The sequence below is a fragment of the Streptomyces sp. BBFR2 genome (genome assembly GCF_044497305.1).
Lineage (GTDB): Bacteria > Actinomycetota > Actinomycetes > Streptomycetales > Streptomycetaceae > Streptomyces.
The window spans coordinates 4,833,900-4,858,850 of sequence record NZ_CP172415.1; the positions used below are offsets into that span (position 1 = coordinate 4,833,900).

The 24,951-nt window shown below is 72.7% G+C and carries 26 protein-coding genes; 12 read left to right on the forward strand and 14 right to left on the reverse strand.

Features of this window, described 5'->3' with window-relative positions; translation table 11 throughout:
* The first annotated feature begins 55 nt into the window (after positions 1 to 55).
* From ybeY to era, 5 genes are all read left to right on the forward strand, one after another.
* Entirely contained in the window at positions 56 to 553 is a 498-nt protein-coding gene (gene ybeY / locus ACGH2B_RS19625; RefSeq protein WP_399091213.1) for an rRNA maturation RNase YbeY, read from the forward strand.
* A gap of 13 nt (positions 554 to 566) precedes the next feature.
* Positions 567 to 1,919, forward strand: coding sequence for a hemolysin family protein (locus tag ACGH2B_RS19630; protein ID WP_399091215.1), 1,353 nt, complete (start codon positions 567 to 569; stop codon positions 1,917 to 1,919).
* A 563-nt stretch (positions 1,920 to 2,482) separates the two neighbouring features.
* Positions 2,483 to 3,247, forward strand: coding sequence for an AAA family ATPase (locus ACGH2B_RS19635; RefSeq protein WP_399091218.1), 765 nt, complete (start codon positions 2,483 to 2,485; stop codon positions 3,245 to 3,247).
* The gene (locus ACGH2B_RS19640) at positions 3,244 to 3,609 is read left to right on the forward strand and encodes a cytidine deaminase (protein ID WP_399091221.1); all 366 of its coding nucleotides are present in this window, start codon (positions 3,244 to 3,246) and stop codon (positions 3,607 to 3,609) included. Before ACGH2B_RS19635 ends, ACGH2B_RS19640 begins: the two co-directional genes overlap by 4 nt.
* 381 nt (positions 3,610 to 3,990) lie before the next feature.
* Entirely contained in the window at positions 3,991 to 4,929 is a 939-nt protein-coding gene (era, locus tag ACGH2B_RS19645) for a GTPase Era (RefSeq protein WP_399091224.1), read from the forward strand.
* 52 nt (positions 4,930 to 4,981) lie between these two features.
* On the opposite strand, the gene ACGH2B_RS19650 is transcribed toward era, so the two are convergent.
* Entirely contained in the window at positions 4,982 to 5,194 is a 213-nt protein-coding gene (locus ACGH2B_RS19650; RefSeq protein WP_399091227.1) for a DUF4287 domain-containing protein, read from the reverse strand.
* 122 nt (positions 5,195 to 5,316) lie between these two features.
* Between ACGH2B_RS19650 and ACGH2B_RS19655 the strand changes: the two genes are divergently transcribed.
* Positions 5,317 to 6,270, forward strand: a complete 954-nt coding sequence (locus tag ACGH2B_RS19655) for a phosphotransferase family protein (protein ID WP_399091230.1) — start codon at positions 5,317 to 5,319, stop codon at positions 6,268 to 6,270.
* Between the two features lie 137 nt (positions 6,271 to 6,407).
* Here ACGH2B_RS19655 and ACGH2B_RS19660 read toward each other — a convergent pair whose 3' ends face one another.
* From ACGH2B_RS19660 to ACGH2B_RS19670, 3 genes are all read right to left on the reverse strand, one after another.
* Positions 6,408 to 7,778 (reverse strand): GH1 family beta-glucosidase, encoded by a 1,371-nt coding sequence (locus ACGH2B_RS19660; RefSeq protein ID WP_399091233.1) that lies wholly within the window; start codon positions 7,776 to 7,778, stop codon positions 6,408 to 6,410.
* A gap of 152 nt (positions 7,779 to 7,930) precedes the next feature.
* Positions 7,931 to 8,197: a protealysin inhibitor emfourin gene (locus tag ACGH2B_RS19665; RefSeq protein ID WP_399091237.1), complete on the reverse strand. Its 267-nt coding sequence runs from the start codon at positions 8,195 to 8,197 to the stop codon at positions 7,931 to 7,933.
* A 47-nt stretch (positions 8,198 to 8,244) separates the two neighbouring features.
* Positions 8,245 to 9,321, reverse strand: coding sequence for a M4 family metallopeptidase (locus ACGH2B_RS19670; protein WP_399091240.1), 1,077 nt, complete (start codon positions 9,319 to 9,321; stop codon positions 8,245 to 8,247).
* Positions 9,322 to 9,667: 346 nt separating this feature from the next.
* On the opposite strand from ACGH2B_RS19670, the gene leuA reads away from it, so the two are divergent.
* Together leuA and ACGH2B_RS19680 are read left to right on the forward strand one after the other, a co-directional pair.
* The gene (gene leuA / locus ACGH2B_RS19675) at positions 9,668 to 11,443 is read left to right on the forward strand and encodes a 2-isopropylmalate synthase (protein ID WP_399091243.1); all 1,776 of its coding nucleotides are present in this window, start codon (positions 9,668 to 9,670) and stop codon (positions 11,441 to 11,443) included.
* A gap of 270 nt (positions 11,444 to 11,713) precedes the next feature.
* Complete coding sequence (locus tag ACGH2B_RS19680) at positions 11,714 to 12,421, forward strand: TerB family tellurite resistance protein (protein ID WP_399091246.1); 708 nt, start codon at positions 11,714 to 11,716, stop codon at positions 12,419 to 12,421.
* A gap of 86 nt (positions 12,422 to 12,507) precedes the next feature.
* Here the strand turns inward: ACGH2B_RS19680 and ACGH2B_RS19685 are convergent, their stop codons facing one another.
* Genes ACGH2B_RS19685 through ACGH2B_RS19710 form a run of 6 tightly spaced genes read right to left on the reverse strand, consistent with a single transcriptional unit; the run spans position 12,508 to position 17,931 of the window.
* Positions 12,508 to 13,731: a cytochrome P450 gene (locus tag ACGH2B_RS19685; RefSeq protein ID WP_399091249.1), complete on the reverse strand. Its 1,224-nt coding sequence runs from the start codon at positions 13,729 to 13,731 to the stop codon at positions 12,508 to 12,510.
* Positions 13,656 to 15,080, reverse strand: coding sequence for a cytochrome P450 (locus ACGH2B_RS19690; protein WP_399091252.1), 1,425 nt, complete (start codon positions 15,078 to 15,080; stop codon positions 13,656 to 13,658). The genes ACGH2B_RS19685 and ACGH2B_RS19690 overlap by 76 nt, the downstream gene beginning before the upstream one ends.
* The gene (locus ACGH2B_RS19695) at positions 15,077 to 15,655 is read right to left on the reverse strand and encodes a GTP-binding protein (protein WP_399097134.1); all 579 of its coding nucleotides are present in this window, start codon (positions 15,653 to 15,655) and stop codon (positions 15,077 to 15,079) included. The genes ACGH2B_RS19690 and ACGH2B_RS19695 overlap by 4 nt, the downstream gene beginning before the upstream one ends.
* A 28-nt stretch (positions 15,656 to 15,683) precedes the next feature.
* A complete protein-coding gene (locus tag ACGH2B_RS19700) occupies positions 15,684 to 16,043 on the reverse strand; it encodes a DUF742 domain-containing protein (protein ID WP_399091255.1) in 360 nt (119 codons plus the stop codon).
* Positions 16,040 to 16,465: a roadblock/LC7 domain-containing protein gene (locus tag ACGH2B_RS19705; RefSeq protein ID WP_399091257.1), complete on the reverse strand. Its 426-nt coding sequence runs from the start codon at positions 16,463 to 16,465 to the stop codon at positions 16,040 to 16,042. Before ACGH2B_RS19705 ends, ACGH2B_RS19700 begins: the two co-directional genes overlap by 4 nt.
* On the reverse strand, positions 16,462 to 17,931 hold the full coding sequence (locus tag ACGH2B_RS19710; protein ID WP_399091260.1) for an ATP-binding protein: 1,470 nt from the start codon (positions 17,929 to 17,931) through the stop codon (positions 16,462 to 16,464). The genes ACGH2B_RS19705 and ACGH2B_RS19710 overlap by 4 nt, the downstream gene beginning before the upstream one ends.
* 1,077 nt (positions 17,932 to 19,008) lie before the next feature.
* Between ACGH2B_RS19710 and ACGH2B_RS19715 the strand changes: the two genes are divergently transcribed.
* The 4 genes from ACGH2B_RS19715 (at position 19,009) to ACGH2B_RS19730 (ending at position 21,456) form a co-directional block, all read left to right on the forward strand.
* The gene (locus tag ACGH2B_RS19715; RefSeq protein ID WP_399091263.1) at positions 19,009 to 19,203 is read left to right on the forward strand and encodes a hypothetical protein; all 195 of its coding nucleotides are present in this window, start codon (positions 19,009 to 19,011) and stop codon (positions 19,201 to 19,203) included.
* Entirely contained in the window at positions 19,200 to 19,427 is a 228-nt protein-coding gene (locus ACGH2B_RS19720) for a hypothetical protein (RefSeq protein ID WP_399091266.1), read from the forward strand. Before ACGH2B_RS19715 ends, ACGH2B_RS19720 begins: the two co-directional genes overlap by 4 nt.
* Before the next feature lie 375 nt (positions 19,428 to 19,802).
* Positions 19,803 to 20,549: a DNA repair protein RecO gene (gene recO, locus ACGH2B_RS19725; protein ID WP_399091269.1), complete on the forward strand. Its 747-nt coding sequence runs from the start codon at positions 19,803 to 19,805 to the stop codon at positions 20,547 to 20,549.
* An 88-nt stretch (positions 20,550 to 20,637) separates the two neighbouring features.
* A complete protein-coding gene (locus ACGH2B_RS19730; protein WP_399091272.1) occupies positions 20,638 to 21,456 on the forward strand; it encodes an isoprenyl transferase in 819 nt (272 codons plus the stop codon).
* Positions 21,457 to 21,526: 70 nt separating this feature from the next.
* On the opposite strand, the gene ACGH2B_RS19735 is transcribed toward ACGH2B_RS19730, so the two are convergent.
* The 4 genes from ACGH2B_RS19735 to ACGH2B_RS19750 form a co-directional block, all read right to left on the reverse strand.
* Positions 21,527 to 21,949, reverse strand: a complete 423-nt coding sequence (locus ACGH2B_RS19735; RefSeq protein ID WP_399091275.1) for a Fur family transcriptional regulator — start codon at positions 21,947 to 21,949, stop codon at positions 21,527 to 21,529.
* A 118-nt stretch (positions 21,950 to 22,067) separates the two neighbouring features.
* A complete protein-coding gene (locus ACGH2B_RS19740) occupies positions 22,068 to 22,976 on the reverse strand; it encodes a metal ABC transporter permease (protein WP_399091277.1) in 909 nt (302 codons plus the stop codon).
* Between the two features lies 1 nt (position 22,977).
* Positions 22,978 to 23,772 (reverse strand): metal ABC transporter ATP-binding protein, encoded by a 795-nt coding sequence (locus ACGH2B_RS19745; protein WP_399097137.1) that lies wholly within the window; start codon positions 23,770 to 23,772, stop codon positions 22,978 to 22,980.
* Positions 23,773 to 23,807: 35 nt separating this feature from the next.
* Complete coding sequence (locus tag ACGH2B_RS19750) at positions 23,808 to 24,752, reverse strand: metal ABC transporter substrate-binding protein (RefSeq protein ID WP_399091280.1); 945 nt, start codon at positions 24,750 to 24,752, stop codon at positions 23,808 to 23,810.
* Positions 24,753 to 24,951: the final 199 nt, after the last annotated feature.

A 24,951-nucleotide genomic window follows, 5' to 3' on the forward strand; every position in this document is an offset into this window, starting at 1 on the left:
GCCGCCTCCGCGCGGCCGGCCCGGCACCCACCAGAAGCGAGAAGTCACACCCCCCATGTCGATCGACGTCAACAACGAGTCCGGCACGGACATCGACGAGCAGGCGATCCTCGACGTCGCCCGCTACGCCGTCGCCCGGATGCGCATCCACCCGCTCTCCGAGCTGTCCGTGATCGTCGTCGACGCCGACGCGATGGAGCAGCTCCACCTCCAGTGGATGGACCTCCCCGGTCCGACCGACGTGATGTCCTTCCCGATGGACGAGCTGCGCCCCCCGGCCAAGGACGAGGACGAGCCCCCGCAGGGCCTCCTCGGCGACATCGTGCTCTGCCCCGAGGTCGCCAAGAAGCAGGGCGAGGACGCCCCCACCGGCCACTCCATGGACGAGGAACTGCAGCTCCTGACCGTCCACGGCGTGCTGCACCTCCTCGGCTACGACCACGAGGAGCCCGACGAGAAGGCCGAGATGTTCGGCCTCCAGGCGGCGATCATCGACGGCTGGCGCGCCGAGCGGGGTCTGACCGGCCCGTCCCCGGCCCCCACCGTGACCTGACCGGACCCGGCAGATGACCACCCAACTCATCGCGGTCGCGGTGCTGCTCGTCGTGATCGCCTGGCTCGCCGCCTGCGCCGAGGCGGGCCTCGCCCGGACGACCAGCTTCCGCGCCGAGGAGGCGGTCCGCTCGGGCCGCCGGGGCAGCGAACGGCTCGCCGCCGTCGCCGCCGACCCGACCCGCTACCTCAACGTCGCCCTGCTGGTCCGCGTCGGCTGCGAGATGGCCGCCGGGGTACTCGTCACCTACGCCTGCCTGCGCTCCTTCGAGGAGACCTGGCAGGCGCTGACCGTCGCCATCGCCGTGATGGTCCTCGTCTCGTACGTCGCGGTCGGTGTCTCGCCGCGCACCATCGGCCGCCAGCACCCGCTCAACACCGCGACCGCCGCCGCGTACGTCCTGCTGCCGCTGGCCCGGATCATGGGCCCGGTCCCGCAGTTGCTGATCCTCCTGGGCAACGCGCTCACGCCGGGCAAGGGCTTCCGGAAGGGCCCGTTCGCCTCCGAGGCGGAGCTGCGGGCGCTGGTCGATCTCGCGGAGAAGGAGTCGCTGATCGAGGACGAGGAGCGCCGCATGGTGCACTCCGTCTTCCAGCTCGGCGACACCCTGGTGCGGGAGGTGATGGTGCCGCGCACGGACCTGGTCTGTGTCGAGCGGTACAAAACCATCCGCCAGGCGCTGACCCTCGCGCTCCGCTCCGGTTTCTCCCGCATCCCGGTGACCGGCGAGAACGAGGACGACATCGTCGGCGTCGTCTACCTCAAGGACCTGGCCCGCAAGGTCCACGTCAGCCGCGACGCCGAGACCGAACTGGTCTCCTCCGCGATGCGCCCCGCCGTCTTCGTGCCCGACACGAAGAACGCCGGTGACCTGCTGCGGGAGATGCAGCGCGACCGTAACCACGTCGCGGTGGTCATCGACGAGTACGGCGGCACGGCCGGGATCGTCACCATCGAGGACATCCTGGAGGAGATCGTCGGCGAGATCACCGACGAGTACGACCGGGAGCTGCCGCCCGTCGAGGAGCTGGGCGACGACCGCTACCGCGTCACCGCCCGCCTCGACATCGGCGACCTCGGCGAGCTGTACGGCCTGGCGGAGCTGGACGACGAGGACGTCGAAACCGTCGGCGGGCTGCTCGCCAAGCTGCTGGGCCGCGTCCCCATCGCCGGTGCCACCGCCGTCGTCGACCTCTCCGCCGACGCCGCCGCCCCGGACCTCACCGGCCTGCGCCTGACCGCCGAGTCCCCGGGCGGCCGCCGCAACAAGATCATCACGGTCCTGTGCGAACCGGTCCGGGGAGCGGGCACCACCGGAACGGGCAGCTCCGCCGGGGGCACCGGGCGCGGCGATACGGGGGACTGAGCGGGACCGGGCGGGGGAGCCGGGCGGCGTTCGCCCGGGACGTCGGGGCGGGTGGTGTCCGAGGAGGGGGCGTCCGGGCGAGCCCTGCCGCTGCGGTCCCGGGGCGGGGCTGCCGCCCGCCCGCCCGCTCGTTCGCGGTGCTCCGTACGCCCGGTGCGGAGTCCGCCGCCGGTCGCACGGCCGCCCGTCCTGAGCGCCGAGCCCGGCCCCGCGGCGCCCGTCATCGCCCCCTCCCGCCCCTTCCGGCGCCCGTGCGAAGCTTGCCCGGAATCAGCGCACGGCGAGGGGGATCCGACATCACCAGCGGTACGGGCGAGCAGCGGACGGACGGGGGGCCGGCCCGCCCGGCGGCCCCCGCGGGGACACCACCGGACGGGCCCGGCGTCTCACCGCCGGGGGAGCGGGCCGGGGACACCACGGGCGGGGCGCCGGGGGACGCGTCCGGAGACACGCCTCGGGAACGGACCGGGGCTCCGGGCAGCGCGTCCGAAGAGGCACCTCGCGAACAGGCCGGGACCCCGGGCGACCCGTCCGGCGGGGTGCCGCGGGACGGGGCCGAGGCGGTGTCCGGGACGGGCCGGCCGACCGCCGTCGGGGAGGCGCGGCCCCGTGGGCTGGTCGATCTGCGGGCGGTGGAGGCGGTGCCCGGGATTCTCCGGTATCCGGCCGGTGCCGTCGTCGTGGTCGCCGGGCTGCCGGGCAGCGGTAAGAGCACCCTGCTGCGCCGCTGGTCGGAGCAGGGCGGCGGGGCGTGCGGCGAGGTGCCGCGCGCGGCGGCCGGGGCGCGGGTGATCGACCCGCGCGCCGTGCACCTCGCCTGCGAGGCGGTGATGCCGCACTGGCTGCCGTACGCGGTCTACCGGCCCTGGGCGCGCTGGCGGCTGCTGCGCGAGGTGGGGGCCGCGCTGCGCGGGGACGGTCCGGTGCTGGTCCACGACTGCGGGAGCAGGCCCTGGCTGCGCCGTCTGCTGGCGCGCGGTGCCGCCCGCCACGGCCGGACGCTGCACGTCGTCCTCCTGGACGTGGGCGCCGCCACCGCGCTCTCCGGGCAGCGCGCCCGCGCCCGCTGGGTGCGCCGCCGCGTCTTCGCCCGCCACTGCCGCGGCCTGAACCGCCTGCTGCGCAGCCTGGACCGCCTCGCCGCCCCCGCCGCGCTGCCCGCCTCGCTCTCCGACGTGACGTCGCTGGTGGCGCTGGACGCCCGTACCCGGGAGCGGGTGGCGGCCGTACGGTTCGACGCCGCGCCCCGGCGGAGCGCGGACGGCCCGGAACCCCGTCCGCCCCGCGGGGCCTCCCGGACCGGCTCCCGCATATGCTCGCCCGTATGAGCGAAGCCGCACCGCTGGACCCCGAAGACCGCAAGATCATCACGCTCGCGCGTTCGGCGCGGGCCCGCAACGGTGTGCCCGAGGGCGCCGCCGTACGTGACGAGACCGGCCGTACCTACGTCGCCGGAACGGTGGCCCTGGACTCGCTGAAGCTCAGCGCGCTGCGGACCGCCGTGGCGATGGCCGTGGCCAGCGGCGCCCGCTCCCTGGAGGCCGCCGCCGTGGTCACCGAGGCGGAGCAGGCCACCGACGCGGACCGCGCGGCCGTCGCGGACCTGGGCGGCCCGGCCACCCCCGTCCTCGTGGCGGGCCCCGACGGCACGCTGCGCACGACCACCACGGCGGGCGACGCGAGCGCCTGAGCGGGCGGCGCGAGCGGTCTGAGCGGGCGACGCGAGCGGCCTGAGCGGCCGGCCGCTACGGAGGCGGTCGGCCCCCTGCCGTCCCTCGGGCGGTACGGGAACCGCTCCGCCCCGGGCGCGGTCACCTGCCCGCGGCCAAACCGCCCGCCGCCGCTCGGCCTGTGCGCCGGCCCGGCCCTGGGCCCTTCGGCCCGCGCTCCGGTCCGGCTCCTGCTCGCCGGCCGGTTCGTCCGCCGCCGTTCGGCCGCGCTCCGGCCGCCCACGGTGCGTCCGGCCGGGCACCGGGCCGCCCCGCTCGGCCCGCCGCCGCCCGGGTGCCCGGTCCCCGTACGAGGCGGCCGGTGGTCGGTGGGGCTGCGGGGATCGGGGACAATGGGCGCCATGAGCGCTCGTACAGACTCCTCCGCCCCGCATCGTGCGGGCTTCGCCTGCTTCGTCGGCCGCCCCAACGCGGGCAAGTCCACCCTGACGAACGCTCTGGTCGGCACGAAGGTGGCGATCACCTCCAACCGCCCGCAGACCACCCGGCACACCGTCCGCGGCATCGTCCACCGCCCCGAGGCGCAGTTGGTGCTCGTCGACACCCCGGGGCTGCACAAGCCGCGCACCCTGCTCGGCGAGCGGCTCAACGACGTGGTCCGCACCACCTGGGCCGAGGTCGACGTCATCGGCTTCTGCCTCCCGGCCGATCAGAAGCTCGGCCCCGGTGACCGCTACATCGCCTCCGAGCTGGCCGGGATCAAGAAGACCCCCAAGATCGCCGTCGTCACCAAGACGGACCTGGTGGACTCCAAGACGCTGGCCGCGCAGTTGCTCGCCGTGGACCGGCTCGGCAAGGAGCTGGGCATCGAGTGGGCGGAGATCGTGCCGGTCTCGGCCGTCGGTGAGGCGCAGGTGGGCCTGCTCGCCGATCTGCTGGTGCCGCTGCTGCCGGAGAGCCCGCCGCTCTACCCCGAGGGCGACCTCACCGACGAGCCCGAGCAGGTCATGGTCGCCGAGCTGATCCGCGAGGCGGCCCTGGAGGGCGTACGCGACGAGCTGCCGCACTCCATCGCCGTGGTCGTCGAGGAGATGCTGCCGCGCCAGGACCGGCCCGCGGAGAAGCCGCTGCTGGACATCCACGCCAACGTCTACATCGAGCGGCCCAGCCAGAAGGGCATCATCATCGGGCCCAAGGGCAAGCGGCTGAAGGAGGTCGGCACCAAGTCGCGCAAGCACATCGAGGCGCTGCTGGGCACGCCCGTCTTCCTCGATCTGCACGTCAAGGTCGCCAAGGACTGGCAGCGCGACCCCAAGCAGTTGCGCAAGCTGGGATTCTGAGGCCCGTACGCCTCGCCGCGGCCCCGGGCCCCGCGCGGGACCGGGGCCGCGGCTACCCGGCTCTTCGCCCCGCGAGGGTGTGCGCGACGAGGGCGTTGGCGTGGCCGTGGCCCAGCCCGTGCTCGGACTTGAGCCAGGCGACCAGCTCCATGTGGCGGGTCAGCGGCGAGGCGCGGATGAGGTCCTGCCAATGGCCGATCGGACGGCCGTACCTCTTCTCGATCGACGGGAAGTAACTCGCGGGTCCCTGCACGGTTTCACTCATGCCCGCAGCGTCTCACCCACCACTGACAACGCCCCGGCCCGCGAAGGCCGCCGGCCGCCCGCCCCCGCCCCGCGCCCCGAAAGACTTCGCGCGTGCCACCGCCCGAACGATGAGGTGACCCCATGAGCAATCACGGTGAGGCGGCGGCCGTCCGCCCGTTGACGCTGGCCTGGGTGCGCACGCACCTGGAGCCCGGTGAACGGATCGTCGGAATCGAGGCGCTGCACGGCGGTATCACCGCCGAGATGCGGCGGCTGACCCTCGGCACGCGGGACGGAGGCACCCGTGACCTGGTGCTGCGGACCTTCGTCGACGTGGCGCACGCCGAGGACTGGCTGAACCGCGAGTCCGGCGCCCTGACCCTGCTCACCGGAACCGACGTGCCGGCTCCCGGGCTGGTCGCGGTCGATCCGACCGCCGCGCACTGCGAGTATCCGTCGCTCCTCATGACGCACCTCGCGGGCCGGACCGTCCTCGGCGACGAGGGCGTGGAGGCGCGTGTCCCGCTGCTGGCGCGGCAACTCGTGGAGATCCACGCGGTACGGCCCGCCGAGCGGCCCCGGAAGTACGTGGCGCTGACGACCGCCGACACCGTCGTGGTTCCGGAAGGCGCCGACAAGGCGGTGTGGGACGCGGCGATCGAGGTGATCCGCAAGCCCGCGCCGCCCTACGAAGGCCGGTTCCTGCACCGGGACTTCCAGCCCGGCAACGTGCTGTTCGACGTACCGCCCGAGAGGCCGGCGGGCGCCCGGATCACCGGCGTCGTCGACTGGGCCGCGACCTCCTGGGGCCCGGCCGATCTCGATGTGGCGCACTGCTCCACCGTCCTCGCGCTGCTGCACGGCCCGGAGTGGGGCCTGCGGTTCACCGAGGCGTACGAGCAGGCCGGCGGGGTGCTGGCCGCGACCACGAGCGAGCGGCTGTACTGGCAGGTGCGGGACGGGCTGGCCAGTTCGGAGGAGGTGGCGCTGGTGGCGCGGCCCTGGCGGGAGGCGGGAAGGACGGAGCTGACGGCGCACGCCGTGGCGGAGCGGCTCGACGCCTACGTCACCACCTTGATGGAGACGCTGGGCTGAGCCGGGCCGGCCCGGGGCACGGCGCCGGTCCTCGTCCCCGACCGCCCGTCGATGGGACGGGCCGAGCGGACCGCCCGGCCGAGGCCCGAGCCGGGCCCGCCGCCCGGGCCCCGGCCCCGCGCCGCCCGCCGGGCCGGTCATCCCCGCTGCGCCCGCCAGGCGTCCCGCAGCCACCGGAAGGACGCCTTCGGGGTACGGAGCTGCGTCGCGTAGTCGACGTGCACCAGCCCGAACCGCTGCGTGTACCCCGCGGCCCACTCGAAGTTGTCGGTCAGCGACCACACGAAGTACCCGCGGACGTCCACGCCCGCCGCCATCGCCGCGTGCAGCGCCCGCAGATGCCCGTCGAGAAAGGCGATCCGCTCCCGGTCGTCGGTCCCGTCGTACGCGCAGCCGTTCTCGGTGATGAGCACCGGGGGCAGCCGGTCTCCGTAGCGGTCGCGGAAGGACAGCAGCAGTTCGGTGAGGGCCTCGGGCACCACCGGCCACCCGAAGCCGGTACGCGGGTACCCCTCGATCTCCCGGGGCGCGAAGGGGAGTTCGGGCGGCAGTGTGAGGCCGCCGAAGTCCGCGGCGGCGCCGCCGGGCAGCGGGGCGCCCACCCGCGTCGGCTGGTAGTAGTTGATGCCGTACCAGTCCAGCGGCTCGCCGATGATCTTCAGGTCCTCGGCGACCGGACCCGGCAGCAGCGCCGCCACATCGTCGTCCGGGTAGCGGCCCAGCAGCGGCGGGTCGGCGAACAGCCGGTTGAGCAGCAGGTCGTAGAGGTCGGCGGCGCCGGTGTCCGAGGCGGACGCGGAGGCGGGCCAGGTGGGGCCGTGGGAGTTGGCGATGCCGATGTTCCCGGCGCCGCGGGCGCGCAGCGCCTGGACGGCCAGCCCGTGGCCCAGCAGTTGGTGGTGGGCGGCGGGCAGCGCGTCGAAGAGCAGCCGGCGGCCGGGCGCGTGCTCCCCGATGCCGTAGCCGAGGAGGGTCAGTTCGGCCGGTTCGTTGAGGGTGATCCAGCGCTCCACGCGATCGCCGAGCCGGGCGGCGACGGCGTCCGCGTACGCGGCGAAGTGCGCGGCGGTCTCCCGGCGCAGCCAGCCGCCGCGCTCCTCCAGCGCCAGCGGGGTGTCCCAGTGGAAGAGCGTCGGCACCGGCGCGACGCCCGCCGCCAGCAGCGCGTCGACGAGCCGGTCGTAGAAGTCCAGGCCCCGGGCGTTGACGGCGCCGTCGCCGTCGGGCACCACCCGCGGCCAGGCCACCGAGAAGCGGAACGCCCCGGCGCCCAGCTCCCGCAGCAGCGCGACGTCCTCGCGGTAGCGGTGGTAGTGGTCGGTCGCCACCCGGGAGTCGGAGCCGTCCTTGATCCGGCCGGGCCGCTCGGCGAACGCGTCCCAGGACGACCGGCCGCGCCCGTCCTCGTCGATGGCGCCCTCGGTCTGCTGCGCCGAGGCGGAGACGCCCCAGAGGAACGAGGCGGGGAAACGGGGGAGCGGGGTGGGGACGTCCGGCACCGTTGTCATGGCCGGAGCATGGATACCGCCGGTAACGGAGTCAAGAGCCGCGCGCCCGGCCGTCCGGAACCGGCCCGGAACGGCCCCGGAACGCGGACGGAGGGCGGCGCGGCCCACCGGCCGCCACCGCCCTCCGTCCGTCAACTCTCCCGCGCCGTACCTCAGTCACCCTCCTTCAGCACCCGCGTGATCAGCGTGCGCTGCTCATCGGTCAGGCGCGGATCGGAGCAGTAGACGGTCTTGCCGTCCACGGTGATCTGGTAACAGAAGCCGTCCGGTACCCCGACCGGGGGCTCGGTGTGCCCCTGGGCGAGGGACTGTTCGGCGAGGGTGTGCCAGGCGTCGGCGTCGGACCGCGCCGAGGTGTCGACCTCGGCGCGGCGCGCGATGCCCGCGAAGCCACCGGTGCGCTTGATGTGAATGTGCATGAGTGGCTCCTACCCGCCCGGGACGCCGCAGACGTCCCGGCGCTGCGCTATTCGGCGGTGACGACGCCGGTCGTCGACCACGCCTTGACGACCGCCTCGTGCTCGGCGCCCGAGGCTCCGAAGCGGGTCTTCGCCGCCTCGATGGTCAGCTTGGCGAAGTCCGCGAACTGAGCGTCCTTCTTCAGTTTCCCGCCGGTCAGCACGTCGTACCAGACCTGCCCGGCCTTCTCCCAGGCGTTGCCGCCCACCGCCGTGGCGAAGAGGTAGAAGGCGTGGTTGGGGATGCCGGAGTTGATGTGCACCCCGCCGTTGTCGTCCTGCGTCTCGACGTAGTCCGCCATCGTCGCCGGCTGCGGGTCCTTGCCGAGGTTGGGGTCGTCGTACGCGGTGCCCGGCGCCTTCATGGAGCGCAGCGCTTCGCCGTTGATGCCGGGGGCGAGGAGGTCGGCGCCGATCAGCCAGTCGGCCTGCTCGGCGCTCTGCTTGAGGGCGTACTGCTTGATCAGCGAGCCGAAGACGTCCGAGACGGATTCGTTGAGCGCGCCGGACTGGCCGTTGTAGTCCAGGCCCGCGGTGTACTGCGTCACGCCGTGCGTGAGTTCGTGGCCGATGACGTCGACGGGGATGGTGAAGTCCTTGAAGAGCTTGCCGTCACCGTCGCCGAAGACCATCCGCTCGCCGTCCCAGAAGGCGTTGTCGTACTTCTCGCCGTAGTGGACGGTCGCGTTGAGCGGGAGACCGGCGTCGTCGATGGAGTGGCGGCCGTAGACCTTGAGGTACAGCTCGAAGGTGGCGCCGAGCCCGGCGTGCGCGCGGTTGACCGAGGCGTCCTTGGAGGCGCTGTCGGTCTCGGCGTGCACCTTGGTGCCGGGGAGGTCCTCGGTGTGCCGGGCGTCGTAGATGGTGCGGTTGGGCTTGTCGGAGCCCTCCGTGCGGGCCGCGGCGGTGTGCAGGGTGCACTCGTGGCGCCGGGTGCGCAGGGCCGCGTCGTACTCCAGGGTGCGGCGGGCCGGCTCGTGGTGTTCAGGAGCGTCGGATTGTGCCAGCTTGTCGAGGAGGTGGGGCGGCACGATCGTGCAGAAAACGGGAGTGGCCGGGGTGTCCGGCTTCGAGGTGACGTCCATACCTGCAAATGTCGCATTGCGTGACGCCGGTGTCACTGCCCGCTCCTGGATTTTCCCGAAAACGTGTGGTGCAAAAACGTGTGCCTGATCGCATTCCGGCCGTGTTGTCCATGCGGTCCCGCATACTGATACGGGGCCGCAGGACTCGATCGGCTCGGTTAAGGTGCAGGGCATCATGCGTTTCGGGCTGCTTCTCCTTAGCTGCCGCGGCGAGGGCCTGTAGTCGTAGGCCGACCCCCTCCCCGCGGAGTTCGGTGCTGCGAGCGATCGCCCCGTCGGCCTTTCCCGGCCCGGACGCATCCCGGGCCGGGGACATCCGCGGACTGCACGAGGAGCCCCACGCACCATGTCGACCCCGACCCCCGCCGAGAACGCCGTCGGCCGCCCCACCCCGGTCACCAACGCCACGCAGACGCAGCGGCCCTCCGGTATGCCGGTCCACAAGTACGGCCGGTACGAAGCGGTGGACATCCCCGACCGCACGTGGCCGGAAAAGCGCATCACCAAGGCCCCCCGCTGGCTCTCGACCGACCTGCGCGACGGCAACCAGGCGCTGATCGACCCGATGTCCCCCGCCCGCAAGCGGGAGATGTTCGATCTGCTGGTGAAGATGGGCTACAAGGAGATCGAGGTCGGCTTCCCCTCCTCCGGTGAGACCGACTTCAACTTCGTCCGCTCCATCATCGAAGAGGGCGCGATCCCCGAGGACGTGACGATCTCCGTCCTGACGCAGGCGCGCGAGGACCTGATCGAGAAGACCGTCGAGTCGCTGCGCGGCGCCCACCGCGCCACCGTCCACCTCTACAACGCCACCGCCCCCACCTTCCGCCGGGTCGTCTTCCGCGGCTCCAAGGACGACATCAAGCAGATCGCGGTGGACGGCACCCGGCTGGTCATGGAGTACGCCGAGAAGATCCTGGGCGACGAGACGGTCTTCGGCTACCAGTACAGCCCGGAGATCTTCACCGACACCGAGCTGGACTTCGCGCTGGAGGTCTGCGAGGCGGTCTGTGACGTCTGGCAGCCCGAGGCGGGCCGCGAGATCATCCTGAACCTGCCGGCCACGGTCGAGCGCTCCACCCCCTCGACCCACGCGGACCGCTTCGAGTGGATGTCGCGGCACCTGACCCGCCGCGAGTTCGTCTGCCTGTCGACCCACCCGCACAACGACCGCGGCACCGCCGTCGCCGCCGCCGAGCTGGCCGTGATGGCCGGCGCCGACCGCGTCGAGGGCTGCCTGTTCGGCCAGGGCGAGCGCACCGGCAACGTCGACCTGGTCACCCTGGGCATGAACCTCTTCAGCCAGGGCGTCGACCCGCAGATCGACTTCTCGCAGATCGACGAGATCCGCCGGACGTCCGAGTACTGCAACCAGATGGAGATCCACCCGCGCCACCCCTACGCGGGCGATCTGGTCTACACCGCCTTCTCCGGCTCCCACCAGGACGCCATCAAGAAGGGCTTCGACGCCATGGAGGCCGACGCGGCGGCCCGCGGCAAGACCGTCGACGACATCGAGTGGGCGGTCCCGTACCTGCCCATCGACCCGAAGGACGTCGGCCGTTCCTACGAGGCGGTCATCCGCGTCAACTCGCAGTCCGGCAAGGGCGGCATCGCGTACGTCCTGAAGAACGACCACAAGCTGGATCTGCCGCGCCGGATGCAGATCGAGTTCTCCCGCACCATCCAGGGCAAGACCGACGCCGAGGGCGGCGAGGTCACCCCGGCGGCGATCTGGGAGACCTTCCAGGACGAGTACCTGCCCACCCCGGAGAACGCCTGGGGCCGGATCGCGCTGCGCTCCGCGCAGACCTCGACGACCAGCGAGGGCACCGACGCGCTGACCGTCGAGGCGGTCGTCGACGGCGCCGACACCGTCCTGACCGGCACCGGCAACGGCCCGCTGGCCGCGTTCATCGACTCGCTGCACGCGATCGACGCGGACGTACGGGTCCTGGACTACGTCGAGCACACCATGAGCGAGGGCGCCGCGGCCCAGGCCGCCGCCTACGTCGAGTGCGCCATCGGCGACAAGGTCCTGTGGGGCGTCGGCATCGACGCGAACATCGTCCGCGCCTCGATCAAGGCCGTCGCCTCGGCCGTCAACCGCGCCTCCCGCTGAGGCGCCACCGCGCCCGTCCGGTGCCCCGTCCGCCCGTACCCCGTGTACGCGGCGGGCGGGGCACCGCGCGTACGGGGCCGGGCCGGCGTCAACCGGCCGCCCGCCGCTTCGTCCCGGCGGGGGGCACCCTCCGTCATTCGGCCGTTGTCCGTCCGGGGTGCTGACGCCGGATCGCGGATGTGGCTAACATCACGTCGGTGCGGCGAAGGGGCCGAGAAGCAGACGTTCGGTGCCCTCATGGCTACGGGGGAGATTCGGAGGTCTGACGCGATGGTCAAGCTGGGTGTGGTGGGCGTACGCACGTCCTGGCGGACCGTCGCCGACGGCGAGTTCTTCTGCCCCGACTGCGGCGGCGACCGCAACTACCGCCGCCGCACCGGCCACCGCCGCCTCACCGTCCTCGGCCTCCCGCTGCTCTCCCGCGGTCAGGCCGGACCGGTCGTCGAATGCTCCGCCTGCCGCGGCCGCTTCGCCCCGGACGCCCTGGACCACCCGACCACCGTGCGGCTCTCCGCGATGCTGCGGGACGCGGTGCACACCGTCACGCTGGCGCTGCTGGCGGCCGGTGGCACCACCTCGCGGGCGGTGCGGGAGACCGCCGTCGCCACCGTCCGCGACGCCGGGTTCCCCGACTGCTGCGAGGACCAGTTGCTGACTCTCCTCGCCGCGCTCGCCGCCGACACCGGCGCGCTGTCCCCCGCGTGCGGGACGGTGACCGGCGACGACGGCGCGGCCCGCGGCCTCGACCCGTGCGGCACGGCGCTCGCCATCGAGCTGCACGCGGCCCTGGGCCCGCTCGCCCCGCACCTCGCCCCGGCCGGCCGGGAGGCGCTGCTGCTCCAGGCGGCCCGGATCGCCCTCGCCGACGGCGCGTACACCCCCGCCGAGCGGGAGGTCCTGGCGACCGTCGGCGCCGCCCTGACGCTGGCGGGCGCCGACACCGAACGGCTGCTGGCGGCGGCCCGTACCCCGTCCTGACCGGCCCGGGCGCGTACCCCGTCCGGACGGCCGCCGGCCCCGTCACCCCTCGTGGGGCGGCGGGGCCGGCGGCCGTTCGCGTGAGGTCAGCCGCGGGTCAGGCGGACCGGCAGTTCCCGGAAGCCGCCGACGATGAAGCCGCCCGAGGGCTGGAGCTTCTCGACGGGGACGGCGAAGTCCAGGTCCGGGAAGCGGTCGAAGAGCGCCGGGAGGGCGGTCCTGGCCTCCATCCGGGCCAGCGGCGCGCCGAGGCAGTGGTGGACGCCGTGGCCGAAAGTGAGGTGTTCGGGGTCGGCGCGCCGGATGTCGAAGGCGTCCGCGGTGGGGCCGTGGCGCTCCGCGTCCCGGCCGGTGGCGGCGATGGCCGCGAGGATCGGCTCGCCCTGGCGGATGACCGGGCCGTCCGGCAGCGCGATGTCCTCGACGGCGAAGCGGAGCGGCAGGTTGGCCACGCTCGGCGACCGGCGCAGGGTCTCCTCGATGACGTCGTTCCAGCTCGCCTTCCCGTCGCGTACCAGGTGGAGCTGGTCGGGGTGGGTGAGCAAGGCGTGCACCGCGTTGCCGATGAGGTTGACGGTGGTCTCGTGACCGGCGACGAGGACGAGCAGGAGGGTGTCGATCAGCTCCGCCTCGCTCATCTTCTGCCCGTCGTCGTCGCGGGCGGAGACCAGCAGGCTGGTGAGGTCCTCGGCGGGCTCCTTCCGCTTCGACGCGACGAGGCTGCCGAGGAGTTCATGGATGGCCACCAGCGTGACCCCGGCCTCCTCCGGGTCGACGGTGGTCATGATGATCTCGGAGAGCCGGGCCAGCTCCGCGCGGGTGTCGCCGTCCGGGATGCCGAACAGTTCGCAGATGACCTGCATGGGCAGCGGGTGGGCGAGCCCCGCCCGCAGATCGGTGGTGACGCCGGCGGGCACCTCCGCGAGGTCGTCGAGGAGCGCGGTGGTGATGCGCTCGACGGACGGCAGCATCGCCTCGGTGCGGCGGGCGGTGAACGCCGGAGCGATCAGCTTCCGCAGCCGCCGGTGGTCGTCGCCGTACGCGGTGAACATGTTGTTCACGCCGACCCAGGTCTGCAGCCAGGTCTCGTGGTACTCGCCGCGCTGCCAGGCGGGCCAGTGCGCGCGGGCGTTCTTGGAGACGCGGGGGTCGGTCAGCAGCTCCTTGAGCAGCGCGTGGCTGGTGATCGCCCATGCCTCGGGGCCGTCGGGCAGCCGGACCCGGGTGGCGGGGCCTAGCGCGCGGAGGCGGGCTGCCTCGCCGTGGATGTCGGCTCCGGTCGGGTCGATGGCGACGGGCTGCTGTCCCATGGTGTGGCTCCTGCCTGGTCGGGAGTGATGGGGGTGAAGCGGGCCGGAAGAGCCGCGAGGGCCCGTTGGAACCCGCCGGGCCGCCACGTCAACGTCTCCGCCGGAACGGCGAGTTCGATGTCGGAGAGCCAGGCGGTGAGACGCTCGATCGCGGTGGTGGCGATCACCAGTGCGTGCCGCTGCACGGGGCACATGTGCGGCCCCGCCGCCCACGCCAGATGGGCGCCGCTGCCCGACCGGTCGTCGAGCGAGACCCGGCCGAACTGCGTGTTGGCGGCGGCGTACGAGACGAGCACAAGCTGTCCCGCGCGCACCCAGGTGCCGTGGAAGAACACGTCGCGGCGCGGGTAGTGGGCGGAGTAGTTGGCCACCGGCGGGTCGTTCCACAGCACCTCGTCGATGGCGTCCTTCGCGGTGAGGGCGCCGCCGGAGAGGGTGCTGTAGTAGCGGTCGTCGGAGAGCATCCGGGAGAGCGCGTTGCCGATGAGGTTGGACAGCGGTTCGTTGCCCGCCGCCAGCGTGACGACGATCTGCGCGATGACCTCGTCGTCCTCCAGCCCGTTGAGGTGGTCGAGGAACCACGACGTGAGGTCGGCGCCCCGCTCGGCCTTCTTCCGGCCGACCAGCTCCATGATGTACGCGGTGAAGGCGGCGTCGGCGCTGGTCGCCTCCTCGGGCGTCGCGCCGTCCATCAGCCCGCCCACGGCGGCGATGAGCTGGTCGCCGTACTCCTCGGGCATGCCGAAGAGGTTGTTGAACATCAGCAGCGGCAGCCGCTGGGCGTACTCCGGCATGAGGTCCACATCGCCGCGGGCGCCGAATTTCCGGATGAGGCTGTCGGCGGCGTGCCGGACGCGGGCGCGCAGTTCGTGCGGTTCGACGAGGCGGAAGCTGTCGGTGATCACCTGGCGGTAGCGCCGGTGGGTGTCGCCGTCGGAGAAGAGCGCGTTGGGCCGCCAGCCGAGCATCGGCAGCACCGCGGAGTCCGGCGGCACGGTCTGCTGCCAGCTTCGGGAGTCCTTCGACCAGGTGGTGTCGTCGTTGAGCAGGTCGAGGGCGGCGCGGTAGTCGGTGACCAGCATCGCGGTCACGCCGGCGCCGATCTCGACGGGGGCCAGCGCGCCGTACTGCCGCAGATGGGCGTAGTAGCGGTGCGGGTCGGCTGCGAACTCCGGGTCGTACATCCTGACCAGCCCGCTCTGCTCACCGGTCGGGTGCGGGGCGGGGGCGCCGCCGGGCGCGGCGGGGCCGGGCGCGTGGCCTTCCGGCGGTCCGGCGGCCGCCCCGCCGTGCGCGTGCGCGGGGCAGCCGGGCGGCGGGGCGGCGCCCGGTTCGTACGGGGAAGTCACGGGTTCTGGTTCTCCTGGGGCGTATGGGCCAGCACATGTCCGACGAGGGCGATCAGCGCGTCGACGGACTGGTCACGGTCGCGCGCGTCGCAGAGCACCAGCGGTGTCTCGGGGTGCAGGTCGAGGGCGTCGCGGAGCTTTTCGACGTCGTAGTGCGGCGCGTCCGGGAAGGTGTTGACGGCCACGGCGTACCGCAGTCCGGCCTCCTCGATGATGTCCATCACCTCGAAGGAGTCCGCCAGCCGGCGGGTGTCGGCGAGGACGAGGGCGCCCAGCGCGCCGCGGGCGATGTCCTGCCACAGCGGACGGAACCGCTTCTGCCCCGGGGTGCCGAAGAGGTACAGCACGAGGTCGCCGGGGAGGGTGAGCCGCCCGAAGTCGATGGCGACGGTGGTGGTGGTCTTCTCCCGCACCCCGGCGAGGTCGTCGACGAACGCGCCGGACTGCGTCATCACCTCTTCGGTGTGCAGTGGCCGGGTCTCCGACAGCGCGCGGATCAGCGTCGTCTTGCCGACCCCGAACGGTCCGGCGACCAGCAGTTTGACGAGGGTCTGGTCGCTGCCGGACAGGTACATCGAGCCGCCGCCGGTGGCGGGCGCGCCGCTAGGACTTGAGAGAGCGGAGTCCATCGAGAACCCTCTCCAGGATCTGCCGGTCGAATTGCTCGGCTTCGGGTATGGGGACACGGGCGTGCAGCCGTCCGGCGTCGACGAGGTCGGCCACCAGGACCTTGACCACGGAGACGGGCAGCCGCAGATGGGCGGCGACCTCGGCCAGCGACAGCGCCCCGGGCCGCAGCAGCTCCAGGATCCGGCGCTCCTCGGGCCGTAACTCGCTGGTGGGCGGCGCGTCCACGCCGTGCAGCAGGGTCAGCCGGTCCAGGGTGTTGCGGCTGGGCCGGGCCCGCCCGCCGGTGGCCAGATAGGCCGGTACGAGGCGCCTGCCGTTCTGCCGCGGGGTCATGCGGGGCTGCCGAGGTCCCGGGCCGGGCTGTTCATGACCTTGGAGCCCAGCGTCGCCACCTGCACCTGCATGTGGTGGGCGACGATGCCCATGTTGACCTCGGGCCCGGCGAAGACCGCGAGGCAGGTGTTCTCCCCGGCGGGGATGGCGAACACCCAGCCCTGCTCGGACTCGACGACGGTCTGCCGCAAGGTGGCGTCCCGCTCGGCGAAGGCGGCGGTCACCGCGCGTCCGGCGCCCTGGAGCGCGGACATCATCGCGGCGACGCCCTCGGCCGCCTCCCGGGTCAGACCGGGCGAGGAGCCCTCGATGAAGCCGTCCCCCGAGATGACGGCGGCGTGGATGACGTGCGGCAGTTCCAGGAGCGGTGCCAGCACCCAGGACTTGTCCTCGGTGACACGGCGGCGGGTGGGCGTGTTCATGCGTGGGGATTCCCTTCGGGGGAGCGAGGGGGCTCCGGGCGGGCGGCGGCCGCCCGCCCGGACTCGGTGCCCTGCTGGAGCGCGGCCCAGCGGGAGGCGGTTTCTTCGGGCGTACGGTCGGCGACCGGCTCGCTGCGGGGCAGAGCCGGCTCGGACTCGGCGACCGCCCGGCGGCGCCGGCGGCGCGGCAGTTCGTTATCGGAGCCCGGGGCGGCCCCGGGCTCGGGGTGCCCGGCCGGCGCGCCCGGCGCGTACGACGCGGTGGCCGGTGCGGGGGCGTGCTGCGCGGGGGCGTGCGGGGCGGCCACCGGCGCGGGGCTGGTGCCGCTGCCCGTCGCGGGGACGGCGCCCGCCGAGGCGGCCGGGCGGTGCGGTACGGGGGCCATGACGGACATCGGCTGCCGGCTCTCGTCGAGGACGGTCAGGAGCGGATCACCCGGGATGTAGATCACGGCGCGTACCCCGCCGTACGGCGAGGACTCGACGTGCACCCCGAAGCCGTACTGGCGCACCAACTGGCCGGCGGCGGCGAAACCGGCCCGCGGCGGGTCGCCGAGCTGGGTGAGCAGGACGTCCCGGTCGCCGGACATCAGCGCCATGGCGTGCTCGATCTCGTCGGGGTGCATCCCGACGCCGTAGTCGTCGATGATCACCGAGGCGCCGCGGTTGCCCTGCTGGAGCGTGACGGTGACCGGCAGTTCCCGGTGCGAGTGGTGCAGCGCGTTGGCGAGGAGTTCGGTGACGGTGATCGCCACCGGCTCGACGGCGCGGGCGACGACCGCGACCGGGTCCCGGAGCTGGTTGCTGACCTGCACCCGCTCGTAGCCGCGCAGCCGGGAGGTGGCGCCGACGACGAGTTCGGCGAGGTAGGAGTCCTCCCGGGTCAGGCCCGGCCAGGCGCCGCAGACGACGCCGGTGGCCTGGATGCGCCGCAGCGCCTGCTCGTTGAGGAAGTCCGCGTGGAGCAGGTCCTGGGCGACCGCCGGGTCGTCGTGGCGGTGCTGCATCTCCTGGAGCGCGGTCTGGAGGCGGTAGAGCAGCGCCTGGATGGTGGTGGTCGCGCCGCGCAGGGTGGCCTGGGCGGCGGCGTCGACCCGCAGCCGCTCCTTGGTGACCGCCTCGGAGATCTGGTCCAGGACGGCGGTGAGCGCGTGGTCGGTCTCGGAGTCCGCGAACCGCGCGTCGAGGAGGCCGCGTACGGGGATGTGCGGATGGGCCAGCGACGTGGTCAGGTCCGGGATGCGCGCGCCGGCCAGATGCCGGATCTCCGCCTCGGTGGCCCGCAGCCGGGCGGTGAGTTCGGTGTTGCCGCGTACCGTCGCCGCGTGCTGCTCCTCGGCGGCGGTCAGGCGCCCGGTGAGGATCTTGCGTTGCCGCTGCGCGCGGAGCAGGCACCCGGCCAGCACCACGGCGGCGGCCGTTCCTGCGCTGAGGCACCACAACAGCGCCTCCGGTATGGATGTCATCGGGGATCCTCGTTGGGGGAACGGGCCGGTGGACACGGTTCCGTCCGGCCGGCAGCGCCGCCGCGCGAGCGTGAACTGCCTTACGGAGTACCGGGTCTGACGGGATGTTACCGGCGCGTCGGGGTGGCGGACGGGTCGTTCCCGGCGTGGTCGAAGGGGCGCGGAAGGTGTGCTGCGGTCCCGTTGGCCGAGGGGGGAGCGGGCGGGGGCGCTCCCGGGCGGCGGTGGCACGCGGAGGGCCGTCGCGCCGCCTCCGGCGGTTGCCGCAGGTGCCGCCGGAGCGGGTGCGGATGCGCCGCGGCGGGGTGTTCGAGCGGGCGGCGGTGCATTGCTTGCCTTCCTCCGACGCCGATGCGGCCAGGTCAGGGATGCCCGCGGCGAGGGCCGCGGCGACGAGAAGAGAGCGTAGGGCGCCACCGCCCTCGCCACCAGGGAGGAGCGGAGGAAGATCGCCGTACAACATCCGTACGGAAGGGGGCAGTTGACGTGACGGTCCCGGTGATCTACGGGGACGCGCGACGGGTCGGCGGCGTACGGGCGGGAACGGGCACGCGCCCCGGCGCGGCGGGCATTTCCGTGCGCCTGTTCCGTGCGCTCCCGCGCTCCGGCGCCCCGTTCAGGATCACCCGGGCGGCGCCGCATCGGCGGCGTACCCGCTCCGCCGCCGACCGTGAACTCCGCGGGGGCTGACGGGTTTTCGCTCACCCTCTGAGCTTTTCTCGAAAGGACGGCCGGATTTCCGGTCTCCGCGGAATAAGGGGCACCGCACCGAAAGGGGGCTTACGGCCCGGTGCGTTCCCGCCCACCGGGCCCTTCGGCGGGCTGCCGGAAAAGGAATACGTGCGCGAACGGGCGCCCCTTGTGCCGGGGTGCGGGCTTTCGCCGGAGCGGGGCCACGTCGCCCGTGAATGGGGTCCGTACGGCCCGGAGTTCACCTCCATGTGAAGCGTTGGCCATAACCCGGTCCGGGTTACCCGGTCCGGGCTTTGCGGTGCGCCCCTCGTTGCGCACTCCGGGCCGAGGGGTCACTCTTTACCCCCCAACGGCGAAAGCTCCGACAGAAGGTGTGGGTCTCCGATGGACCGGATCGAAGAAGTTGAATCCGTCACCAAAGAATTGCGAAATACCCTCGCGCGCGCGGGAATCATCCTGCCGTCCCTTGGTCCCGACCCCGTTTCCTGTGCCAATTACGCCATGCTCCCGCTGGTGGAATTGGGCCGCTGCACGATGGATGTCGCCCGCCGGCTGACGGACGCGCTGGGGGAGCGATGAACACCGCGGGCCGCCCGCCGGTCGGCGGCTTCGCCCTCGATATCCGCACGGCCCGGGTCGGCAAGGTCGTGGCGGTCGACGGTGAAATCCTCCGGCTGCGGCCGATCGGCGGCGGCCGGGACTGGGAATGTGCCTGTACGACGGTCCGGCCGGCCACCGTCACCGAACGTCTCCGGGCGACGACCGCGTACGTGAACGCCCGCAGCAGAGGCGAATTGGCCTGACGCCCTTCCCGGCGGGGTCCGGGCCGAAAAGGCTCCACCCCGCCGCCCGGCGGCCCTCTTCGTCCGCCTGTGAGCTTCTCCGGCCGGTTCACCACCAGGAATTCCCCGGCCTTCCGGGTTTCCCGAGCTTTCCGCGATTTCCGCCGTTACCGGCATTTCCGCCGTATGGGGTCCGCCCGCGCCGCCGGTGCGCGTTTTCCCGCCGGGCCCGGCCGCCCGGCCGCCGCCCCGCCTCCGTGCCGCTCCCGATTCGGCCCGCCGCCCGTGCTGGGCCCGCCGCCCGCCGCCACCCGCGCCTGCCGGGCCCCGCGCCCCGGCCGCCTCCCGCCCCGGCCGGGCCCCGGGCGGCCCCGGCGGATGCGGGACAATGGCGCCATGAGTCTGTTCCGCGACGACGGCATCGTGCTGCGCACCCAGAAGCTCGGGGAGGCGGACCGGATCATCACACTGCTCACCCGGGGCCACGGCCGGGTGCGGGCCGTCGCGCGCGGAGTGCGGCGCACGAAGTCGAAATTCGGCGCCCGGCTGGAGCCGTTCTCCCACGTGGATGTGCAGTTCTTCGCCCGCGGCAGCGAGCTGATCGGGCGCGGGCTGCCGCTGTGCACCCAGAGCGAGTCGCTGGCGGCGTACGGCGGCGGGATCGTCACCGACTACGCCCGCTACACCGCGGGGACCGCGATGCTGGAGACCGCGGAGCGGTTCACCGACCACGAGGGCGAACCGGCGGTGCAGCAATACCTCCTCCTCGTCGGCGGGCTGCGCACGCTCGCCCGCGGCGAGCACGAACCGCACCTGGTGCTCGACGCCTTCCTGCTGCGTTCGCTGGCGGTCAACGGCTACGCACCCAGTTTCGACGGCTGTGCGAAATGCGGGCTGCCCGGCCCGAACCGGTTCTTCTCGGTCGCTTCGGGCGGGGTGGTGTGCGGCGACTGCCGGGTCCCGGGAAGCGTCGTACCCTCCTCGGAGGCCATCGGGCTCCTCAGCGCGCTGCTGACCGGCGACTGGGAGACCGCGGACGCGAGCGAACCCCGGCACGTCCGGGAGGGCAGCTCACTCGTCGCGGCGTATCTGCACTGGCATCTGGAGCGCGGTCTGCGTTCGCTCCGGTACGTGGAGAAATAGCCCGGCGGTAGGGTCCGGGCGGCGGCGCGAAGCCGCCCGGCGAAATGGACCGACCTCGGTATTCAAGACAATGGGAGACGTGGGCCGCATGGCACGACGCGGAATTCTGGGCCGTAATCGACGCGAATACGAGACGCCCGAGCCGCACCCTTCCGGTGCGCGGCCCCCGAAGATCCCCGGGGAGTTGGTCCCCGAGCATGTGGCCATCGTCATGGACGGAAACGGCCGGTGGGCCAAGGAGCGCGGGCTGCCGCGCACCGAAGGGCACAAGGTCGGCGAGGGTGTCGTTCTCGATGTCCTCAAGGGCTGCATCGAAATGGGCGTGAAGAACCTCTCCCTCTACGCTTTCTCCACCGAGAACTGGAAGCGTTCCCCGGACGAGGTCCGCTTCCTGATGAACTTCAACCGTGATGTCATCCGGCGGCGGCGCGACGAAATGGACGCGCTGGGTATCCGTATCCGCTGGGTCGGGCGTATGCCGAAGCTGTGGAAGTCCGTCGTCCAGGAACTCCAGATCGCCCAGGAGCAGACCAAGGACAATGACGCGATGACGCTGTATTTCTGTGTGAATTACGGCGGTCGGGCGGAGATCGCGGATGCCGCCGCGGCCATCGCCGCGGACGTGAAGGCGGGCAAACTCGACCCGTCCAAGGTCAGCGAGAAGACGGTCGCCAAGTACATGTATTACCCGGACATGCCGGACGTTGATCTCTTCGTTCGCCCGTCGGGCGAACAGCGCACCTCGAACTATCTGATCTGGCAGAGCGCCTACGCCGAGATGGTGTTTCAGGACATTCTCTGGCCTGATTTCGACCGCCGGAACCTCTGGGAAGCCTGCCTGGAGTACGCCAAGCGGGACCGCCGGTTCGGTGCGGCACCGGTCGCCGAGGGCGAGTCGGCGACCTGATCCGGCGCCGGGCATGCGAAAGGGCCGCCTCCCGCTCGGGGAGGCGGCCCTTTCCGCGTACGGGGCGCCGCTACTTCCGCTCGTCCGCCGCGCAGTCGCCGCAGGTACCGAAGATCTCGATGGTGTGGGCGACATCGCGGAAGCCGTGCTCCGCGGCGATCTGGTCGGCCCACTTCTCCACCGCCGGGCCCTCCACCTCGACCGCCTTGCCGCAGGTGCGGCAGACGAGGTGATGGTGGTGGTCGTCGGTGCTGCACCGGCGGTAGACGGCCTCGCCGTCGCTGGTCCGCAGGACGTCGACCTCACCGGCGTCCGCCAGCGACTGGAGCGTGCGGTAGACGGTGGTCAGGCCCACCGAGTCGCCCCGGTGCTTGAGCATGTCGTGCAGTTCCTGGGCGCTGCGGAACTCGTCGACCTCGTCGAGAGCGGCCGACACCGCGGTCCGCTGTCGCGTCGACCGGCCGCGTACCGGGGATCCCGCGCTCGTCGCCACCGTTGCCTCCTAGGTCGTGGTCGTCCCCCTGGACGGGCGTGTGGCCATTGTGCCAGGTGATGACCGGATCGCCGGGGGACCACTTACTCCCTCGCGGCGTCCGCGGGCCGGCCCGCGCTCAGACCCGTACGTCGTCCGCCGGAGCGCGGCCCCCGGGTACTTCCAGGGTGCACCCGTCGGCGCCCCCGGCGGCGGCCCGTGCCCGTTTCCTGGCGAGCGGTGCGGCGAGCAGCGTGAAGAGGACGAAGACGGCGATGGCGAAGAGCACGATCGTCGCGCCGGACGGCACGTCCACGTAGTACGAGGTCGCGGTGCCGGTCAGGGTGACGCCGACGCCGATCGCCACGGCCAGCGCGAAGGTGACCGCGAAGCTGCGGCTGATCTGCTGGGCGGCGGCGACCGGGATCACCATCAGCGCGGAGACCAGCAGCAGGCCGACGACGCGCATCGCGACGGTGACGGTGACCGCGGCGGTGACCGCGATCAGCAGGTTCAGCAGCCGCACCGGCAGACCGGTGACGCGGGCGAACTCCTCGTCCTGGCAGACCGCGAAGAGCTGCCGGCGCAGCCCCACGGTGATCGCCAGAACCAGCGCGGCCAGTACGCAGATCGCCGTCATGTCCTGCGCGGAGACGGTGGTGATCGAGCCGAAGAGGTACGTACTGAGGTTGGCGTTGGATCCGGCGTCGGAGAGGTTCATCAGCATCACGCCGCCCGCCATACCGCCGTAGAACAGCATGGCCAGCGCCAGATCGCCGCGGGTCTTGCCGTACCAGCGGATCAGCTCCATGGCGACGGAGCCGGCGATGGCGACGAAGGTGGCGATCCACACCGGACCGGCCCACGACGAGCCGCTGTTGATCAGGAAGCCGAGACCGACGCCGGTGAGGGCGACATGGCCGATGCCGTCGCCCATCAGCGACTGGCGGCGCTGGACGAGGTAGATGCCGATGGCGGGCGCGGTGACGCCGACGATCAGGGCGGCGATCAGGGCCCGCTGCATGAAGGCGTAGTTCAGGATTTCCATGTCAGCTCAGCAGTCCCGTCCCCAGCGCCGCGGGCGCCGTGTCGTCGGCGTGCGGGTGGACGTGGTCGTGGCCGGGCAGGGCGTGCTGGCCGACGGCCTCCGGCGGCGGCCCGTCGTGGACCACGCAGCCGTCGCGGAGCACCACCGCCCGGTCGATCAGCGGCTCCAGCGGGCCCAGTTCGTGCAGGACGAGCAGGACGGTGGTGCCGCGGGCGACCTGTTCGCGCAGCGCGCCCGCCAGCACCTCCTGGCTGGCGAGGTCCACCCCGGCCATCGGCTCGTCCATGATCAGCAGCTCGGGTTCGACGGCCAGCGCGCGGGCGATCAGCACCCGCTGGTGCTGGCCGCCGGAGAGCGCGGCGGCGGAGTCCTTGGCGCGGTCGGCCATCCCGACCAGCTCCAGCGCGTGGTGGACGGCCTCGCGGTCGGCGCGGCGCGGCAGCCCGAACCGGCTGCGGGCCAGCCGCCCGGAGGAGACGATCTCCCGGACGGTGGCGGGCACCCCGCCCGCCGCCGTGGTGCGCTGCGGTACGTAGCCGACGCGGTGCCACTCCTTGAAGCGGCGCAGCGGCGTACCGAAGAGGGAGAGGTCGCCGCCGGTCAGCGGGACCTGGCCGATGACGGAGCGGACGGCCGTGGACTTGCCGGAGCCGTTGGCCCCGAGCAGGGCGACGACCTCTCCGGCGTGGACGGTCAGATCGACGCCGCGCAGGACGGGGCGGGCGCCGAGCGACGCGGTGGCGCCGCGCAGCGCGATGACCGGCCGGTCGTCTCGCGGGGATGCCGCTTCTTCCATGCTGACCTCCGTCGTGGCGGGCCCGGGGTGGCTGGTCACTTGGTGCCGAGCGCCTTCTGGAGGGCGGCGAGGTTGGCGCGCATGACGCCGAAGTAGTCCTTGCCGCGGGAGGCGTCGGTGATCCCCTCCAGGGGGTCGAGGACGTCGGTCTTCAGGTGCAGGTCGCCGGCGAGGGCCTTGGCGGTGGCCGGGTTGGCGAGCGTTTCGAAGAAGACCGTCGAGACGTGGTGCTTCTCGGCCACGGTGTGGAGGGCCTTGATGCGGTGGGCGCTGGGCTCGGACTCGGGGTCGAGGCCGTTGATGGCCTCCTCGGTCAGCCCGTAGCGCTCGGCGAGGTAGCCGAAGGCCGCGTGGGTGGTGAGGAAGGTGTCCGACGCGCGGTTCTTCAGGCCCTTGGTGAAGTCGGCGTTCAGCCCGTCCAACTTCTTGACCAGGGCGTCGGTGTTCTTCTGGAAGTCGGCCTTGTGGCCGGGGTCGGCCTTGGCCAGCGTCGCGTTCACGCCCTTGGCGACCTCGGCGTACTTCACGGGGTCGAGCCAGATGTGCGGGTCGGCGTCGGAGCCGGAGGCGGCGTGGCCGTGGTGGTGGCCGTCGACCTCGTTGCCGTGCTCCTCCAGGGAGGTCATGGCGGAGGCGTCGGCGATGTTCTTCACGCCGGACTGGGCGACCGCCTCGTCCACGGCGGGCTGGAGCCCCTTGAGGTAGACGATCGCGTCGGATTCGCCGAGCTGACCGGTCTGCTGGGGGGACAGCTCCAGGTCGTGCGGTTCGACGCCGGGCTTGGTGAGGTTGGACACCTCGACGTGGTCGCCGCCGATCTGCCGGGCGAGGAACTCCATCGGGTAGAAGGACGCCGTCACCCGCAGCTTCCCGCCGCTGCCGCCGCCGGTGGCGCCGGAGGAGCAGGCGGAGAGGGTGAGCAGGGCGAGTCCGCAGGCTCCGGCGAGGGCGGCGGTGGATATGCGACGGCGTACGTTCATGACAGTCATTTTCAACAAAAGTGGAAACGATTGTCAACAACATGTTCGAACGGGGGCGTGGGGCGGGTGGTACCGGGAGGAAGCGGAGAGGCGCCCCGGCGAATTGGTCCGGGGGGTACGGCCGCCGGTAACCTGAATCATTCACCCGCACCGGCGCGCAGCGCCGCCGCCGTCCATCGTTCGCCGTCGTATGAAGAGA